Source organism: Nostoc sp. (assembly GCF_054880495.1).
On sequence record NZ_JBTYKD010000235.1, the window covers coordinates 1 to 17474 of the forward strand.

Here is a 17474-nt window from a genome sequence, read left to right on the forward strand (position 1 = left end):
CAAGCTATGGCTGACGCTGTAAATTATATTACCGAAGATGATGCCTTCGGTTGGTTCAACCACTGTGGTCTATTTACCTGAAAATTGCTGTAAATACCTTTATCAGTATTCTCATTTTTCTACGGTTGTATGAAATTACCCTGCCAAAAAGATTAATTAGAAGGATTGCATAAGGGGAGCGATAGAACCTATTCTCTTTACATTTATTAATATTTTAATCCGAAAATTCACGATATTTTTAAATGCAAATATCTACTTTTATGGGTGATAAATTTCTTTTATCAAAGAATTAAATATTTTATAAATACAGATAGGTAAGGTATTTTATTTAATAGAAAATAAATTATTTACTGTATTTTTAAAATAAGGTAGTAACAGGTTGTTTGAAAAAGGTCGGCTTGAGCCTCAAGTGCGACTCAGGGTGCGCTCTCAAATCCCAAAACTCCGATTCTCTTGTAGTAGCTTCTCAGTAGCCAGGGTAGTGAAACACAGGCTCTTAGAGTTTTCAAACATCCTCTTAGGCATCCATATAGCGATATAGTCCTGCTACCTGATCACGGTGATGCCAAAATCATCGGAAAAAATACATGTACTTAGGATGAATAATGAACTTTGAAGAAGGATTAAAAATTTTAGATGCAGTTGTCTTTAACAAAATCAATAGACACCTGAAAGATGTGGAAATAATTGTCCTGAAAGGCTCATGGCAAGGTCTAAATTATGAAGAAATTGCCACTAATGAAGGTTATGCAGCCAAATATTTCCGGCAAGATGTAGGTTTCAAACTGTGGAAATTACTTTCAGAAGTATTGAGAGAAGAGGTTAGTAAAAATAATTTTCGTGCAGCAGTTGAACGTTTCTACTTTAGGGATAAGAATATTCTGCCAACAGAAGTACATCAAGATAGTTCCATTACTCTCACAAATGAATTTGTGCTAGAATACCCAGAAGGTTCAGTACCACTGAATTGTCCATTTTACATCGAGCGCACGCCAATAGAAGAACGTTGTTATGAAAAAATTCTCCAGGCTGGTTCTCTCATTCGGATTAAAGCTCCTAATCAAATGGGTAAAACATCCCTACTTGATAGAATTATCGCTCACTCAAATCAGGAAGGTTATCATACAGTACGTCTCAATTTATTGCAAGCAGAAACAACAGTTTTTAGTAATTTGGATAAATTTTTACACTGGTTTTGTGTTTATGTTAGCCACAAATTAAAACTACCTTCTTTGCTAAATGAATCTTGGGATGAGTATAGAGGTAGCATTATTAATTGCACTACATATTTTGAAGATAATATTTTATCCCAAATCAATAGTAATTTAGTTTTAGGATTAGACGAAGTAGATATAGTTTTTAAATATCCTGAAATTTCTCAAGGTTTTTTTGCGATGCTACGTAGTTGGCATGAGGAAGCTAAAACTATAGATATTTGGGAAAAATTACGGTTAATTGTAGTACATTCCACTGAAAAGTATGGGTCATTGGATATTAATCAATCACCATTTAATGTTGGATTATTAGTTGAATTAACGGAGTTTAGCAAATCACAAATAGAAGTTTTAGCCCATCATCATCAACTTAATTATAATCAAACTCTAGTACAGCAATTAATGTCTCTAATTGGCGGACATCCATATTTAATTAGATTGGCACTCTATCACCTCGCACTTGGGGATATAACACTGGAAAAATTATTGCAATATGCTCCCACAAATGCCGGTATTTATGAAGAACATTTCCGGCGCTATTTGAATACTTTTAAAGTAAATCCTTATCTAGCTAAGGCATTTATTCAAGTAGTTACAGCAACAGAAGCAGTCAGTATAGAAACAATCCCAGCATATCAGTTATACAGTATGGGACTGGTTAAAAGACTAGGTGATAAATTAACACCAAGTTGTCAGTTATATCAAGAATATTTTCGAGAACATTTGAAGAATTAAAAAAGCGATCGCCCTCACGGAAAGTGATAGAAGAGGGTTAAATACTCTTGACTTTTCCCGTTAAGTCTCGAAAATGAATGGCACTAAGAAAAGCTCTAAGCTATAGCAGAATAAGCGCCACAGATTTTAAAGCTATTGAACAATCGAGGGATGGGGCAGGCGATTTTCCTTGATGCAGTGCCGCGTAGCTTGCCGCCGTAGGTATCGCTGCTAACGTTGAGAGCGCCCTTTGCGATCGCTACTGTGTGAAGAAAAGTAAACAAGGCTCAAACCCGAATGGCGCTAAGAAAAGCCCAAAAACTTACAGCACTTTGCAGGTAAATTAAGTACACATCTTAATATGATAAGTCTTGTGGGATGGGCATCCTGCCCGCCCTTGTGTACCTCATTCAGATGAAATGTGCTGTAATCCAGGAACTTTGAAGGCAGCACTTTGAGCATCCTTAGTTAACTCCTCATCAATTAAAGCTGCTTCCGCGTCAGGATCTTCTACACCAATTTTGCTCATAGCAGTAGATCGAGAAAGCAGTCTAGCCTGATAGTTAGTGCGGATTTTTTAGAGTGATGGAAGAGGGATATGAATCCTATCGCAAATATGTTTATCTGTTTCTTGCACGCTGGGATTATTTTTGAGATAATCATGTAACCAATTACAACCCCGAACTATTAGCTGGTCAAAATCTAGGGTTTCGGCATTCCAAAGTTCAACAAGTCCATCATCACTGACAGAGACAATTTTTTTGCCATTGGGGTGTATCTTTGACCATCATATTTGCCCAAATTCCAGCAACCATCGCTGCAACTAGGGTTATTGCTAATACTCCTCCTCCAATCTTAATTCGTCGTTTGGCTTTTTGATTGGCTACTAATAAAACTTCATTCGCTTCTGCCAAAATTATTGATGCTTCTGCTTCTGCTTGAAATCGTTTCTGAACATCTCGTTTTTCTAATTCCTGACTAGCATCTATAAATTTTCGATCTAAATCACTTAAACCTTTATCTGCTGCCCAAATCCGGGCATCTTGTAAAGTTTGTCCCCGCAACAAACGCGACTCATCTTGAAAGTTGGAATTTACCCAAGCATTTAAACTTTGAGAGTATGGGCGAATATTTATTAATACTTTATCGAGCCATGTTTGATTAAATATTTCTGCATATATGTAATTATAAATTCGCAGCTTTCCTTCTTGTTTGACAATTAGCCCTGTGAGACGTAATTGTGTTTGTTCGGGACTGTCATCAGCAGGTATTTGTCCTTGGTGTAATATTTGCTGATATAGTCCTAATAAACGCCCAGTTTGATTTTCTGGACTTTGCAAAATCCGATCTCTGATTGTTCGTAAATGTTCTGGTTCATCCTGTGCTTCCCAATTTTCGATGATTTGCGTTTGTACCAATTTCTTAACGCATTCTTCTTCATGATGCGCTGGAAATGAATTTTGATAAATACAAATTAGTTGACAAAGTTTTTGAGTTAAAAATGGCTGTCCCCCAGTCCACTTTAACACCTCTTCAATTATAGCTTTTGGTCTAGCAACTATTGCTTCTAAACCTCGCGCTAAAGCTGCTACTTCTGCTGGTTTAAATCCAGTTAATTCGATAGCTTGTCCAATATTAAAAGGTGTGCGATTTTTATCAGCAATTAAATTAGAGGGAGTCGCTACACCCAACAAACAAAAAGTAAGACGTTGATATTCTGGATTATCTGCCCGTTGGTTATAACAAGCACGAATAAAGGCAAAAAAATCATCTTTGAAATTTATTCCTAAAATACTATCAACTTCATCAATAAAAATTATAATTTTTCCGGAAATCTCTATTAATAATACATCATCAATTAATTCACTCAATCGTTGTTTTGGTGGTAAAAATTCCCGTTGTCGCCACCATGTTCCAAAACTAACTTTTCTTGATAACCCAAAACCCCGTAACAACTCAGAAACAAATCCTCCATACCATTCTGAAGGAGTGAGATGACTGCCAATTCTCGTCAAATCAACGGAAGCACATTTAATTCCTTGCTCTTTAAGCTGTTTCATAATGTGTACTCGCAAGCTGGACTTCCCCATCTGGCGAGAATTTAAAACATAACATAAGTTACCATTTATCAATCCTTCATAAAGGTCAGAATCAGCTTTTCGGACTACATAAGTTGGGTGTTGATATTCTAAGCTTCCTCCTAGTTTATAGTAGTTAAAAGGTGTCATTATGTTTCAAGGACTAATCTTCGCATCCAAATTATAACAGAAATGTTGAATGCTAATAAAAAACTTTCCATTGTTAGTTACATTTAGTCTCAAAAGCTTAAATTAGTCAGCAAAATATCATCGCCTCAAACCAATGAACATAGTTGATTTTCTGACACATACAAGATTGAAGATAGCGGAATTTATCTAATAGTATATGTCCCCATTGTTCGGGAATAGATAAAAGCTCTAAAATCAGATAAGCTATCAAACTAACGTAAATTTGTATGGTGATACCATTGACGTTCTTAGTAATTAATTTGTCAAGTTTTAAGTGCATCTTTAAAAACTTCCACAACAATTCAACTCCCCAAGTAATCGATAAATATCCCTAATTTCATCATCACTAACGGCAGCCTCTCCCATATCTGGTAAATTAGTAACTAAGCGAAACTCGGTTTTCGCCTCTAAATCACAAAAATTAATTGGATAATCGTTTTTTGGCAGTCCTCTCAAGATATCTTCGACAATCTTGGGAAATGAATTTATAATCACTATTAAATAGATATACTTTAATCTTGCCCAAAATTTAACATATTTTGGGCTGTTTTTATCGGATTTTTGTTAACATTCAACACTTTTGACCTCGACGCTACTCATTCCCAAAGTAAATTCCGTACTTCATTTATTCAGTCATCAGTTAACAGTAAGGTAACTGATGACTGTTTACCTTTTGTCTTAGTAAGCCCGACCATTGCTATATTTAGGTATATGCAGGTTCTCAGAATTTGTGAGCAAGCCCTAAATTTGACTAATACCTAACTAGTCACAAGCAAGCAAAAACAGATTGCATAATTATCATTTTTCCCATCAGCAAAAATCTGAGTTTTTGTGGGTGCTTGTGCTGGTTGGAAGTGGTTCGATCTTTTGGCCAGCAAATTTGAGTAGGTTAGCAAAGATAACTGTCTGATCACCACCTAAAATTGGCTGCCAATCTTTAGGTGCTTTATTAATATAAGATTCCTGATCAGAATCTAAAAGTCCATAAAATACCTCGGCTACAATCCGACCACCTACCCAACCTAGCTGAGTTTTAGCGCCAACACCATTTAGTAAGTCTACTTCGGAAAAACTTTTTCCCACACCAAAGTGATCTACTAAAGGAGCTTGACCCTCAGCTAAGATGTAAAACCAGAGTGGGGTGTCGTTTTGCAGACTCTCAGCAATTGGCTCAAACTTGAACAGTGCATCCTTTGCCGAATTTTCACCTGCTGGTCGTCGTAGACTGAGTTGATCTGATGTGAGAGGGATAGCCTGAGTAAAACCTTTGTCCTGTAAAGCTTTGACAATCTGTTGCCCACCTTGTACTCTGTAGTTGTTGCCTCGCAATAAATTAAGCAGTGCTAGGGATGGACGTGGTGGTACTACTTTCTTGTCTGGCAAGGTGTCAGGGCTGATCGCATCTTTAACTTCTTTAATAACCCCCCCAACATTCTGGCTGGTTGGCAATACAGGGGACGGTAAAACGCCAAGTGGGTCAACCAAGTTGGAATCAATTTTGTAAGCTAGTTGTAAGCGTACTTCTGGTCTTTTTGTCTGATCAGCAGGCTTGTCACGAGGCTCATCGGGTAACACTCCTGGACTTGTGAGTGGGAAAAAGCGCGCCCAGTTATCAATGACATGATGACTTGGCAGTGGCTCGAATCCTAACAAACTGTCATCGTCTGGGTTGTCATTATCGCTACGCGGGAAAATGCTAAAGCGTTTATCATTGTTGAGACGATAACCAAAGCGCACTCCAGAATGTCCAAAGCGGTAAGCTGCTACTACAAATTCGCGGGGTAAATTCTCGCGTTTGTCTTCTGTGTAAAGAGCATAGTTTTGAGCGCGTTGGTCACGAGTTTTGTCTTTTAGACCTTCTAGAACATCTGCGTTAACAATGCGCGGCAAAAAGTCTTCTATCACTATCTTTTGATAAGCCCAGCGTACTTCGTTTTGTGCTGCTTCAAACAAAGCAGTACCCGTCAGCTTCTGATCATCTTGCAGTTTATGATTGTTTTGTTTGAGCTTTGCTACTACTGCATTATGATACTTGACAAAAGACAATTGAATTTGACTGATGATCGAGTTTTCATCATTACGTTTGTCACCAATAATCGCGCGACCATTGGGGCTACGCAGTAGGTCTTGATCTGCCTGATGTTTAAAGTCTTCAACTAGCTTTGTATTACTGGCACTAGGTTGAACCTGATTTTCAGTGCCGTTTTTATATAAAAGAGTAGCCCCGTCCTCAGCGTATATAAAAGGGTTAGCATCAGGTCCGTCACCGTATAAAGAGTCCAAATCAAAGCGTGGAGTCCGTAAATTAGTTGGGAAACGCTCTTGAGAACCAATATCTGCTGGGTTCAAAGATGATGTGTTATCAAAGGTGAGATCGTGATCAATGAATTGACCAAAGTATGTATAACCTGCTGGTAACAGCAAATTTTCTTCAGGATCAGGACCATCTTTCACGGTATCAGGCTCTGACTTTATGCTGTTGGCAAGTTTTAGTAGTTCATGGGTCGGATAGCTTTTTGCTCTTAAAGGTAGTAAATGTGTAAATGCTTGTTCTCGTGTGCCGACAGAACCGTGACCAAATCCACTCATATGATGCTCCAAAATTAAGGTAAAGTTAATTGATTGAATGACTATTGCGTTAAAGCAATCTGCACTTGAGATTTCGATAAACTTATCAAAAGAAAGTGATTTTGACAGCTTTGACACTTTTGTAAGCAGAGATGGCATAGCCTAGTCAAATTAATGTCGGCTAGGATGTATCCCTGTCTATCATCAGATTTCCTCCTTATAGATTTGTTTACTTTCTGAAAGCTTCTTGTCACTGTTCGCGAAGCGTTCCTGTAGGGTAGCCCTTACTACAAGCGAATCATTCTGGAAAAATGAATGACGATTAGCTTATCATGTAAGAATTGAACAGTCGTCATGAGAGGATGTTTGTAAAGCCTGGGTACTTCTGTAGAACTATCTACGCCTAATTAGATATTTATGCAGTTTTGCAAAAACTGGGGTCAAATTTGTAGAGCAGCAGAAGTGGATTTGCCAGAATCAGGGTAAACGCTATTGGACACTTTGCCGTTCTGATCGCGGGGAATGCGTTCCCAAGTGAAGACTGCAATATCAGGAACAATCGACCTACCGGCAAAGGTGCAGCGGAGTTCCGAATAGGCGCGGGCGATGTGTCCGGGTTTGAGCGCTTGGTTGATGTCAGTACCCAGGTCAAGCTGAACTGTACTGTGTTTTCCTTGGGGCATGGGTTTCTGGATAATCTGACCGTCGATGAATTCACTGGCAGGTTTGGTTTCCAGCAGCTTGAGAAATTCATCGAGGGTCAAGGGTTTGGCAGGAGTTTGAACCATTGCCGTTTGGGGTACGTGGGTGTAAGTATTGTATCGTTATGGTTAAGCGGGTTCGAGGCTAACTTTGTGAGTGGGGCACTGGGGCGTAGGGCGACCGATGCGATCGCGTGACTAGGGGTTCGGCATCCCGGAGCCATTTTTGGGCTGTGATTAAAGCTTGTGATGGCTCTAAGTGCTGGTTACGCCAAAGTGTGTAAAACCGAGTTAGCAGAAGCATTGTAGTGACATTCTCCCATCACTGACTTGGAGTACCAAGTACAGTGTGGGCATCCCTTGAGTCGCCTCTAGGATTTTGCTCCTTCACGGGGACTCCCAGGCAGTCAACCTCCACAGCCAGCACCACCGTCTGTCCGACCGCTGTAAGACCTCTCTGCTCTACGACGATTGCCGGCTCGATTTTATTATCTCTAGTAGTTTTTGAAATCTGGCAACTATAGCCTTTTCATCATCCCCATGCCAATCTTCGGGGGTGGTCGCTACACTAAAAAAGGTCAATATCTACTACTTCAACAGTTGTGTCTTGAGGATGACTAGTCAGTTGTATGACTTTTTCAGGTGTCGCGGGTGCAGTAGTCTCCAAGAGTTAGGCATCGCACCTCACAAAGTATCATCCCAAAAGTTGAGTTTATTGACATCCTATTAGGGAATTAATTATAAATAAAATTACTTATAAAAAGCGAAATTATGATTAAAATTGTCTTTTGGAATGTGATTTTGGGATTTTTGGCTGTACTAATTGTTAGTTACAATCCAGACTTGGGCAGCAAACCCCAATAATGGGAGAAAATGATTTATAAAACAACCATCGAAAATATCAGACTATGTCAGACTTCAGTAGTGAACCGATACCTGAATTAAAAAATCCGAAAGATTTCTTTCATTCTGGTGACTTGACCTTGAGAATCGAAGGAGAAGTAGTACCTGTAGTAGATGTCCATCTAGGGCAACAGCAATCGATTTACTTTGAACATCATATTCTGCTGTGGAAACATCCTAATGTTCGCCTTGGTGTCAAAGGCTTGAAAGGGGCAGCCAAACGTTTTTTTGCTGGACTGCAAATTTTTATCAGTGAAGCACATGGCCCAGGGAATATTGCTTTCTCTCGTGAGGCTCCAGGACAGATTGTGGTGCTGCAATTAGAGCGTGGACAGACAGTGGACGTGCGCGAACATCAGTTTTTATTAGCTACCAGTAATATTGAGTACAGTTTCTTTTTCCAGCGAGGGCTGGCAAACCTCTTTTTTAGTCGCAGTGGTGGTTTATTTATTGACCGCTTCATTGGTCAACAACAAGGAGGGCTGCTTTTAATCCACGGTTACGGTAATGTCTTTGAAAAGTACCTTGCTCCTGGAGAAGTACTGGATGTAGAGCCAGGAGCATGGTTATGGAAAGACTCATCAGTGAAGATGGAGACAGTAACCGCACTGCAATCTAGTGGCGGCATCTTCGGAGCAATTGGAGTAATGCTTGGCGGTATTTCATTCACACTCAACCGTTTTATTGGCCCTGGTCGTTTGGGGTTACAGTCTATGACTTACCACCCACCAGCACCAGAGGGAGCAGCCCAAGTAGGTGGCAGCAGTAATTTGAGTTAAAGTGGCAGAGAATTGCGCCTCATGATTGCGATGGTCGCTTTTCGTTCCGCCGTAAGCTTAACAAGAGCGCAGGCGATCGCTCGAGATGAAACTTGAGACCTCTTGCATAATTATTTTGTGGTACGATTAAGGATTTTAGAAAAAATCCAGATCAGAATCTATACAGAGAAGTTTCCCTCATCACCTTAGCTCGAAGTCAAAAAATGGTAACGCTACATACCCCATACTTCCAAGTAAATCCTGCAACTTGCACCTCCTATACCCATAATCTAGTCTTCATTGACATGGCGGTTGAAGGCTATAGGGATTTAGCCGGTGGCGTGCTTGAGCATACCGAAGTTTTTACCCTAGAATCGACACAGAACGGTGTTAAACAAATTACGGATATTCTGGCGAGTTGCGCTCGCTCGAATTTGATTAACATTCATATTGTGTGCCACGGTACACCAGGTTGCTTACAATTGGGCAATACCAATTTAAGACTTGATAACCTCGACGAATACAGCCAGCAACTTCAACAATGGCAGCAGATATTTTTAGCCTGTGGCAAAAGCGATCGCCCTTGTAACTTACTTATCTATGGTTGCAATGTGGCTTCGGGTGATGCGGGGGCAGAATTTGTCGCCAAACTGCACCAACTTACAGGAGCAAACATTGCCGCTTCCCGTAAACGGATTGGGAATGCTGCATTAGGTGGTAACTGGGAATTAGAAGTTCGCACTGCTGATATGGAAGTAAATCTTGCGTTTGCACAAACAACACGAGAAGCTTACGCAGGAGTACTAGCAACGTTCACGGTGAATAATACCGGAGACACGGATGATGGGAATGTCAACAACGGCATCACCACACTCCGGGAGGCAATTAACTTAGCCAATGCTACTCCTGGTGATGATACCATTACATTTGGGGGTGTATTCACAGATACCACCCCAGATGTTATTACCCTCACGTCTGGACAACTGACGATTACCGATGATCTGAGTATCTTGGGGACTGGGGCATCGAAGCTAACTATAAGTGGGAATAATGCCTCTAGGGTGTTTGAGATATCGGGCATAGGAACAGATGCTATCATTGATGGTTTGACCGTTGCTAATGGTAATATCAATCCCAATTATTACAATGGCAGCAGTATTTTAGTCGATACCAGTAGCATTCTTAGGCTTACTAACAGCACTGTCTCCCGCAATACGGGAGATGCCATCTATAACGATGGCATCCTTAACTTAACGGGAAGTAGTGTCTCTGGCAATACAGGAAGCGGGATCATTAATAATCTTGACATTGCCTTCCTCAACCTAACAAAAAGCAGTGTCTCTGGCAATAAAGGAAGCGGTATTTCCAACTATGGTGGTACAGTCAGTCTAACTAATAGCAGTGTCTCTAGCAATACGCAAAGCGGCATCCTTAATGAAGTTGGTGGCAGCCTTTATTCTCTTTATTCTGGTTTCCTTAGCCTCACCAATAGCAGTGTCTCTGACAATAGAAAAGGGGGCATCTCTAACATAGGTAGCTTTCTTAAACTTACCAATAGCAGTGTCTCTGACAATAGGGAAGGGGGCATTTCTAACTCATACTTCTCTGAGGAGAGTATTGATAAATCAAGTTCAGCAATCTTGATTAACAGTACTGTATCTGGTAATAAGGCAACCTCTAACGGCGGCGGCATCTATAATAACGACACCCTCTCCCTTTTCAACACCACGATTACCAATAACACAGCTGACTCAAACGGCGATGGGACTGGGGACGGTGGCGGTGTTTTTAACGATAGTGGTGGAACTATCACTGTTGGGAACACCATCATTGCAGGCAACTTCGATAAGTCCACCTCCGCAAATATCTACCCCGATGTGGCTGGAAGCTTCAACGACTCAGGCAATAACCTGATTGGTAATAACACTGGTAGCACCGGATTGACCACCAGCATCCTCGTTGGCACTAGTGTCAGACCCATTAACCCCAAACTCGCCCCTCTACAAAATAACGGTGGTGCAACCTTTACTGATGCTTTACTTGCTGATAGTCCCGCTATTAACGCAGGCAATAATTCTCTAGTTACTGGTAGTGTTACTACTGACCAAAGGGGCGCCGGATTCAACCGAATATCCGGCGATAGAGTGGATATTGGTGCTTATGAAGTCCAGTCCACTAGCCCACCACCTGTTAATACTGACATAGTAGTGACTAATACTAACGATTCAGGACCAGGATCGTTGCGGCAGGCTATTCTCAATGCCAATGCTACTGTTGGGGCAGATACCATTACATTTGCGGGCGTGTTCACCGATGCTACCCCAGATATCATCACCCTCACCTCTGGGAAATTGACGATTACCGATGATCTAACTATTTTGGGAACTGGGGTATCTAACCTCACTATCAGTGGGAATAACGACTCTGGCGTGTTCGAGATATCAGGTACAGGAACAGATACAAGCATTAATGGCTTGAAAATTGCTAATGCTAGGGATGCCTTTGGTAGTATTCTGATCAATAGCAATGCCAGCCTCAGCTTGACCAACAGCACTGTATCTGACAATGGTGGATCGGTAGGCGGTATCTTTAACAGAGGTAGCCTTAGCCTGACTAACACTGCTGTCTCTGGTAATTTTGGGTCGTCATTAGGAGGCGGCATATTTAACAGTGGCAATCTTAGCTTAACGGGAAGCACTGTCTCTAATAATAGAGGAGATACTTATGGTGGCGGTATCTTTAACAAAGGCAGTCTCAGGATAACTAACAGTACTGTCTCTAGTAATGAACTGTCCACCGTATTATTTTATGAGCACGAACCTGGCACTTATTTAATAGATAGCTACGGCGGTGGCATCTTTAACACAGGCAACCTCAGCATAAGGGCAAGCACAGTCTCTAACAGTAGCGCGACCTACGGCGGCGGCATTTTTAACCAAGGCACCTTCAACCTTGACAATAGTACTGTCTCTAGCAATACATCCTACAAAGAGGGCAACGGCATCTCAAATAAAGGTATTCTGACTCTCACCAACAGCACTATTACTAATAATGACATTAGACAATATAATAGTACTGGTTATGACCTGTCTTATGGTGGCGAGGGTAGAAGCGTTTTCAATGACTCTGATGGTACTGTCATTGTTGGCAACACTATCATTGCAGGCAACTTCGGCTTAGAGGGGGATGTTTTCGGCAGCTTCACCGACCTCGGTAGTAACCTAATTGGCAATAGGACTGGTAGTACTGGCTTTACTACCAGCACTCTCGTTGGCACCAGCGCCAACCCCATTGATCCTAAACTCAGTCCACTGCAAAATAACGGTGGTGGAACCTTTACGAATGCATTACTTGAGAATAGTCCTGCAATTAACGCAGGTAAGAATGCTTTGATTCCAGCAGGGATCACCACTGACCAACGTGGCGCTGGATTTGACAGAATATCTAAAGGTACAGTTGATATTGGTGCATTAGAGTTCAACGGGCTGAATGGAACCAATGGCGCTGATAATCTAGTCGGCAAGAACTATAGTGAGATAATTAACGGTCAAGCCGGGAATGATACCATCACAGGGAATCAAGGCAACGACATTTTAACTGGTGGTGGCGGCAAGGATAAATTTGTTTACAACTTAGGTGACGGTGTTGATACCATCAGTGATTTTGGCGGGTTAGGTAAAGGCTCAAATCCCTCGGCAGCAATCGTTAGCGAATTGGATACCCTGAAATTCCAAGGTACTGGATTAACTGCCAAAAATCTGCGACTCACCCAGAATGGTAACAATCTGGAAGTCACCTTTGATGGGGTGGCTAATGACAAAGTTATCCTGCAAAACTTTCCCCTGGAAAACCTAGACAACCTATCAACACTGGGCAATATCCTGTTTGATGGGCAAAGTAGCATTTGTGACAGCTTTGATGTCTTCAATGCCAACTCCACTCAAAGGACTATCTTCAACAAAAATACAGTTACCTTTCTCAATGACCTAAATAACAATGTCAACGGCTTTGACAACTCAGCTGATGTGATTAATGGTCAGGGGGGTGATGACCGCATCGATGGCAAGAGTGGCAACGACCTGCTACGCGGTGCTACGGGTAACGATACCCTGGTTGGTGGTGCTGGTGATGATATCCTCATTGGCGGTACAGGTAGCAATAACCTCAGTGGTGGTGCTGGTAATGACATCTTCCTTGTTGGTGAGAATGATGCTTATGCTAGTGAGTATAATGATACCCTTTACGGCGGTAGTGGTAATGACCAGTTTATCTATCAAACCGAGAGCACTAATCATACGATTATTGACTTTAATCAGAGTGAAGATAAGTTAGTTCTTACTAATGTGTTTAAGAATCGGGGCTACACTGGCAGCAATCCCATCGCTGATGGCTATCTACAGTTTGTGCAATCGGGTACTGCTACAAAAGTTAATTACTGTCCCTTTAGTAATGGTGGTTATTTCAGTGAGACCTTGGCGACTTTGAATAATTTCACGGCTACAAATTTGGTAGTCGGTACTAACGTCATCGTCTAGCGCTCAGTTCTAGCCTAGAACTCTTGCATAAATATTTTGTGGATGAAGAGGTAGCGACCACCAACACGTTGGAGGAATAGGCGATCGGTGCACTAATTGAAGAAACGGGCTCCCGTTCCAGGGGATGTAGGCCAACACCGAACAGCCCGCACTTCTCTACGAGACGCTGCGCGAACGGCAAGCTCAGTGACCACCGTAAGCATCGCATGGAGCCGCCCTTTATAGCGATCACCTGAGCGATCGCTATTGCAACTCATAAACTAACCTCTGCTGCAATCGGGTATATCGCTCCTGGGACTTGGTAGAACGAACGTACATACTTATTGCCTGCGGTTCAAGAAGCCTACGCTCCAGAACTGAAAACCCTATCACTTGCCATCCCTAACCTCTAACTGATAAATCCGCATCAATGGGTATTCGTTCATCATCCGCCAGTAGCACCCAGTAGGCGGCGATTGCACCCTACCAGCGCAGAGTAATTACGCCGTCACTAATCTGACTTTTCCCGTTAAGTCGTCCCTCAAGAACGCTGCCAACCCGAATTTCTCACAATTAAGAAATTCGGGCTATTTATATACTTACCTTGAGAGCTTTAACGTTTAAAGCCCTCGATTGAAGAATAGTTTTGCCGTCCACTATTATCTGTAAATTCGGTGAAGCTCTGTAAAGAGAGTGCATTTCTACCTTTGAGATCCAAACTCACAAGAGTTCGAGCAAATCCAGGATTGTAGCTAGCAGTCCCATAGCGGGTATTTGGGTCTTGTACATTACTGCTATAGGTTATTAGGCTAGTTTTCCCCCATTTACAATCAGTAGGATGGCATTTCCCAAATGCTTCGATGTTTAATTTGTTGCCACCTGCTGAGGTGATTACCAAACGAGTAACACCACTTGTATTTGAATTAGTATTGACCCAAGTACCAATAAAGTCAGCAGGTGCAGCCAGAGCAGGACTAACTAAAGCGGCAGCTAAAGATGCACTAAACAGCGCAAGCACCAAAGAATTTTTTAACATTTAATTAACAGTTTAAATTGGGTATGGCAACTATGTTACTAAATTCAGCTACAGTAGTTTAGAGAGAAATTACGTAAATTTTTGGCGGGATTACGGTTCTGAAGACCAACGGGTCTGGTGACAGATTCGTTGAGTTTAATTCCCATTTGATGAGGTGCGATACCTAGCTTGGTCCAGAAAGTGCGATGGCGTAGCCCGCCGTAGGTCTTACCCTGAGCCTGCGGCGGTAAACTACGCAAGAGTGTAGTTTCTTTCTCAGTCAACATTGCGCTTAAACTCCATTTGGGCGAAGTGGTCTTGCAGTAGTTTGTGGATGAAGCGGTAGCGACCACCAACACGCTGGAGGAATAGGCGATCGGTGCAGTAATTGAGGAAACGGGCTCCCGTTCCAGGCGATGTATGCCCATTTTTCAAAGAGGAAACTTGAGCGATCGCCTGACGCTCACCTGATAGCGATCGCTCTTCTAGCCCCGGAACGGTTACGAAAGATTAGGACTTTGAGCCATCTGTTACACTTTTTTGCCCCAACGTGTAATGCTGGATGAATTATGAGCCAAAACAATAAGCTAACTAGAGATTTTTTCGATTAATTGCGAAATTTAGAACATAAACCATGTAGTAATAGTAAAATAGGATGCCGCGCTTACGAGGTAGTAGATGGAGCCATTAACTGCTGGTGCGATCGCTTTCACAACTTGGGTAGTGGGTAAAATCATTGACTGGTCAACAAACAAAACCTTCGATATAGCTTCAGAAGGGCTGATGCAACTCCTGAAGCAGAAATCGCCTGATACAGCCAAAGCCTTAACAGTAGCAAAGGAAAACGCCGCCTTACCGCCAGGCGAACGAGAGGATATTGGCGAAGCTGTTTTGGTAGAAAAAGTGAAAAAGGCAGCAGCCACAGACCCAGATATCAAAGCAGCGGTAGAAGCTTTAGGAAATGATATAAATCTTGCTGTAACTGAGAATCCTGAAGTAGAAAAGCGGTTAACAACTGTGATTGAAAATTGGCAAGGGATAAATATTAAAGGCGGAAAGCCAACTATCAAGAACAACACCCTTAACTTTGGCAGCAAATGACCAGCGAAAATTGGCAAGGGATAAATATTAAGGGTGGAGAGCCGACCATCAAGGACAATACCTTCATCTTCAAGTCGCCTAAACAAAATCCCCCAAATAATCTTCAGTTAACAGGGTCTGCCAATTTTGTAGGAAGACAGTATGAACTTACTAGACTTCGTGAGCGGTTGCAAAGAACAGGCGCTGTAGCCCTGAGTGCTGTTTCTGGTATGGGTGGAGTAGGTAAAACTGAATTAGCAACGCAATACGCTAGACTTCATGAACAAGACTATCCTGGTGGTATTTGCTGGTTATCAGCCAGAGAAACAGATTTAGCATCTCGGATTGTGGAGTTTGCACAGCTTCAGATGAATCTGCAAGTCCCACAGCAGGATTCCCTTGAAAGGGTGCTGAGTCTGACTGAACAGGTGAAGTGGTGCTGGCAGAATTGGCAACCACCAGAGGGATTGATATTAATCATACTAGATGATATCCAAAATTTGAAGGGTTGTCGAGAGTTTATACCAAGGGCTAACCGTTTTCGGGTGCTTATGACAACACGAACACGGAATCTAGACCCCAATATTGAGGAGATTTCCTTAGATGTGCTGTCACCAGAAGAAGCTTTGGAATTATTGACAGCATTAGTGGGTACTAAGCGAGTACAAAAGGAACTGGAAGTGGCTAATCAATTGTGTGAATGGTTGGGATATCTGCCTTTGGGTTTGGAGTTGGTGGGGCGGTATGTAGTAGAAGATCCTGACTTGTTTTTAGCCGAGATGTTGCAGCGATTGAAAAATCAGTCATTGCAAGATCAAGCTATTAACCCATCACAGGAACAATTGCTCTCTACAGAAATGACAGCCAAGCGAGGGGTGAAAGCAGCCTTTGAATTAAGCTGGCTTGAACTTAATCTTCATACGCAGCATGTTGGTCATTACACGTTAGAGCCATTTCGTGGAATGCAACGGCTAAAGTATTGATTCTTCGTTGGGTGCATCGAGACAATCTATCAAATTGACCATTTTGTTAGTCAAAAACCCAATCTTTTCACCATACTGTTAGATAAAACGCACGGCACGCGTAGCTTGCTGCCGTAGGTGTTACCCTGAGCCCTTCGACAAGCTCAGGGTAACACCTGCGCCGTTCGCGCAGCGTCTCGTAGAGAAGGGCATCGCCCCTTGGACTAACTTTTCCTCGTTTGTATTCAGCACAGATGCCAGGGCGATCGCTGGAATGTTTTTTCATAACATCAACTTCTTGCCATTGCTCCGTGTCATTGCTTTCCCATTTTCTTAGAGGAAAGGAGCGATCGCCTACTCCTGGAGAGGAAAGTGGAACGGGCGTTTTTTGAAGCAGGGAAGGCGCTGATGGAATTGCGCGATCGCAGGCTGTACCGTTCAATCCACCGCACATTTGAGGAGTATTGCAGAGACAGGTTTGGATACACTCACCGACGTGTGAATTATTTAATAGCTGGTTCTGTAGTATTTGACAACATAGCGACGGGAACAAATTGTTCCCAAAATGAGGGAGTGGCATTCGGTGGCTCATGGTAAATAGTGCGTCGATATTTTTATGGCGTGAGTACTGGAAATATTGATCTAGGGATTCGGCTGCATCATCACTATAAAAGCACTAACGCTGTTTGTTTCCTTTTCCCAATACCTGAAATTTTTGATTTTTGATATCTAGGTCTGATAAATTCAGGGCTAAAAGCTCTCCAATTCTGCATCCTGT

At 42.0% G+C, this 17474-nt stretch carries 14 protein-coding genes and 3 pseudogenes; 6 read left to right on the plus strand and 11 right to left on the minus strand.

Annotated elements, in window-relative coordinates; all coding sequences use genetic code 11:
- Nucleotides 1-605: 605 nt before the first annotated feature.
- Nucleotides 606-1949 carry an AAA-like domain-containing protein gene (locus tag ACYTXL_RS22290; RefSeq protein ID WP_461926635.1) on the plus strand — a complete coding sequence of 448 codons (1344 nt, stop codon included), beginning with the start codon at nucleotides 606-608 and terminating at the stop codon, nucleotides 1947-1949.
- Nucleotides 1950-2044: 95 nt separating this feature from the next.
- On the opposite strand, the gene ACYTXL_RS22295 is transcribed toward ACYTXL_RS22290, so the two are convergent.
- The 8 genes and pseudogenes from ACYTXL_RS22295 to ACYTXL_RS22330 form a co-directional block, all read right to left on the minus strand.
- Nucleotides 2045-2212 (minus strand): hypothetical protein, encoded by a 168-nt coding sequence (locus tag ACYTXL_RS22295; RefSeq protein ID WP_461926636.1) that lies wholly within the window; start codon nucleotides 2210-2212, stop codon nucleotides 2045-2047.
- 122 nt (nucleotides 2213-2334) lie between these two features.
- Nucleotides 2335-2457 carry a hypothetical protein gene (locus ACYTXL_RS22300; protein WP_461926637.1) on the minus strand — a complete coding sequence of 41 codons (123 nt, stop codon included), beginning with the start codon at nucleotides 2455-2457 and terminating at the stop codon, nucleotides 2335-2337.
- A gap of 211 nt (nucleotides 2458-2668) precedes the next feature.
- Complete coding sequence (locus ACYTXL_RS22305; protein WP_461926638.1) at nucleotides 2669-4156, minus strand: AAA-like domain-containing protein; 1488 nt, start codon at nucleotides 4154-4156, stop codon at nucleotides 2669-2671.
- Between the two features lie 106 nt (nucleotides 4157-4262).
- Nucleotides 4263-4621: pseudogene (locus tag ACYTXL_RS22310) on the minus strand (transposase); the annotation flags it as partial.
- 384 nt (nucleotides 4622-5005) lie between these two features.
- Nucleotides 5006-6922: a peroxidase family protein gene (locus ACYTXL_RS22315; RefSeq protein WP_461926639.1), complete on the minus strand. Its 1917-nt coding sequence runs from the start codon at nucleotides 6920-6922 to the stop codon at nucleotides 5006-5008.
- A 317-nt stretch (nucleotides 6923-7239) separates the two neighbouring features.
- A pseudogene (locus ACYTXL_RS22320) lies at nucleotides 7240-7551 on the minus strand (Uma2 family endonuclease); the annotation flags it as partial.
- A gap of 58 nt (nucleotides 7552-7609) precedes the next feature.
- On the minus strand, nucleotides 7610-7768 hold the full coding sequence (locus ACYTXL_RS22325; RefSeq protein WP_461926640.1) for a hypothetical protein: 159 nt from the start codon (nucleotides 7766-7768) through the stop codon (nucleotides 7610-7612).
- 158 nt (nucleotides 7769-7926) lie between these two features.
- The gene (locus ACYTXL_RS22330; protein WP_461926641.1) at nucleotides 7927-8046 is read right to left on the minus strand and encodes a nuclease A inhibitor family protein; all 120 of its coding nucleotides are present in this window, start codon (nucleotides 8044-8046) and stop codon (nucleotides 7927-7929) included.
- 326 nt (nucleotides 8047-8372) lie between these two features.
- Here ACYTXL_RS22330 and ACYTXL_RS22335 point away from each other — a divergent pair, with 326 nt between their 5' ends.
- Nucleotides 8373-9146: an AIM24 family protein gene (locus ACYTXL_RS22335; RefSeq protein ID WP_461926642.1), complete on the plus strand. Its 774-nt coding sequence runs from the start codon at nucleotides 8373-8375 to the stop codon at nucleotides 9144-9146.
- A gap of 203 nt (nucleotides 9147-9349) precedes the next feature.
- The gene (locus tag ACYTXL_RS22340; RefSeq protein ID WP_461926643.1) at nucleotides 9350-13660 is read left to right on the plus strand and encodes a DUF4347 domain-containing protein; all 4311 of its coding nucleotides are present in this window, start codon (nucleotides 9350-9352) and stop codon (nucleotides 13658-13660) included.
- Between the two features lie 592 nt (nucleotides 13661-14252).
- On the opposite strand, the gene ACYTXL_RS22345 is transcribed toward ACYTXL_RS22340, so the two are convergent.
- From ACYTXL_RS22345 to ACYTXL_RS22355, 3 genes are read right to left on the minus strand one after another with little or no spacing between them, the layout of a single operon-like run.
- Nucleotides 14253-14675: a hypothetical protein gene (locus ACYTXL_RS22345; RefSeq protein ID WP_461926644.1), complete on the minus strand. Its 423-nt coding sequence runs from the start codon at nucleotides 14673-14675 to the stop codon at nucleotides 14253-14255.
- Between the two features lie 44 nt (nucleotides 14676-14719).
- A complete protein-coding gene (locus tag ACYTXL_RS22350) occupies nucleotides 14720-14941 on the minus strand; it encodes a hypothetical protein (protein ID WP_461926645.1) in 222 nt (73 codons plus the stop codon).
- Entirely contained in the window at nucleotides 14931-15089 is a 159-nt protein-coding gene (locus ACYTXL_RS22355; protein ID WP_461926646.1) for a hypothetical protein, read from the minus strand. Before ACYTXL_RS22355 ends, ACYTXL_RS22350 begins: the two co-directional genes overlap by 11 nt.
- Before the next feature lie 243 nt (nucleotides 15090-15332).
- On the opposite strand from ACYTXL_RS22355, the gene ACYTXL_RS22360 reads away from it, so the two are divergent.
- The 3 genes and pseudogenes from ACYTXL_RS22360 to ACYTXL_RS22370 all read left to right on the plus strand — a co-directional run.
- Nucleotides 15333-15755, plus strand: a complete 423-nt coding sequence (locus tag ACYTXL_RS22360; protein WP_461926647.1) for a hypothetical protein — start codon at nucleotides 15333-15335, stop codon at nucleotides 15753-15755.
- Nucleotides 15752-16717: an NB-ARC domain-containing protein gene (locus tag ACYTXL_RS22365; RefSeq protein ID WP_461926648.1), complete on the plus strand. Its 966-nt coding sequence runs from the start codon at nucleotides 15752-15754 to the stop codon at nucleotides 16715-16717. Before ACYTXL_RS22360 ends, ACYTXL_RS22365 begins: the two co-directional genes overlap by 4 nt.
- 315 nt (nucleotides 16718-17032) lie before the next feature.
- Nucleotides 17033-17236: pseudogene (locus ACYTXL_RS22370) on the plus strand (hypothetical protein); the annotation flags it as partial.
- Nucleotides 17237-17474 lie beyond the last annotated feature (238 nt).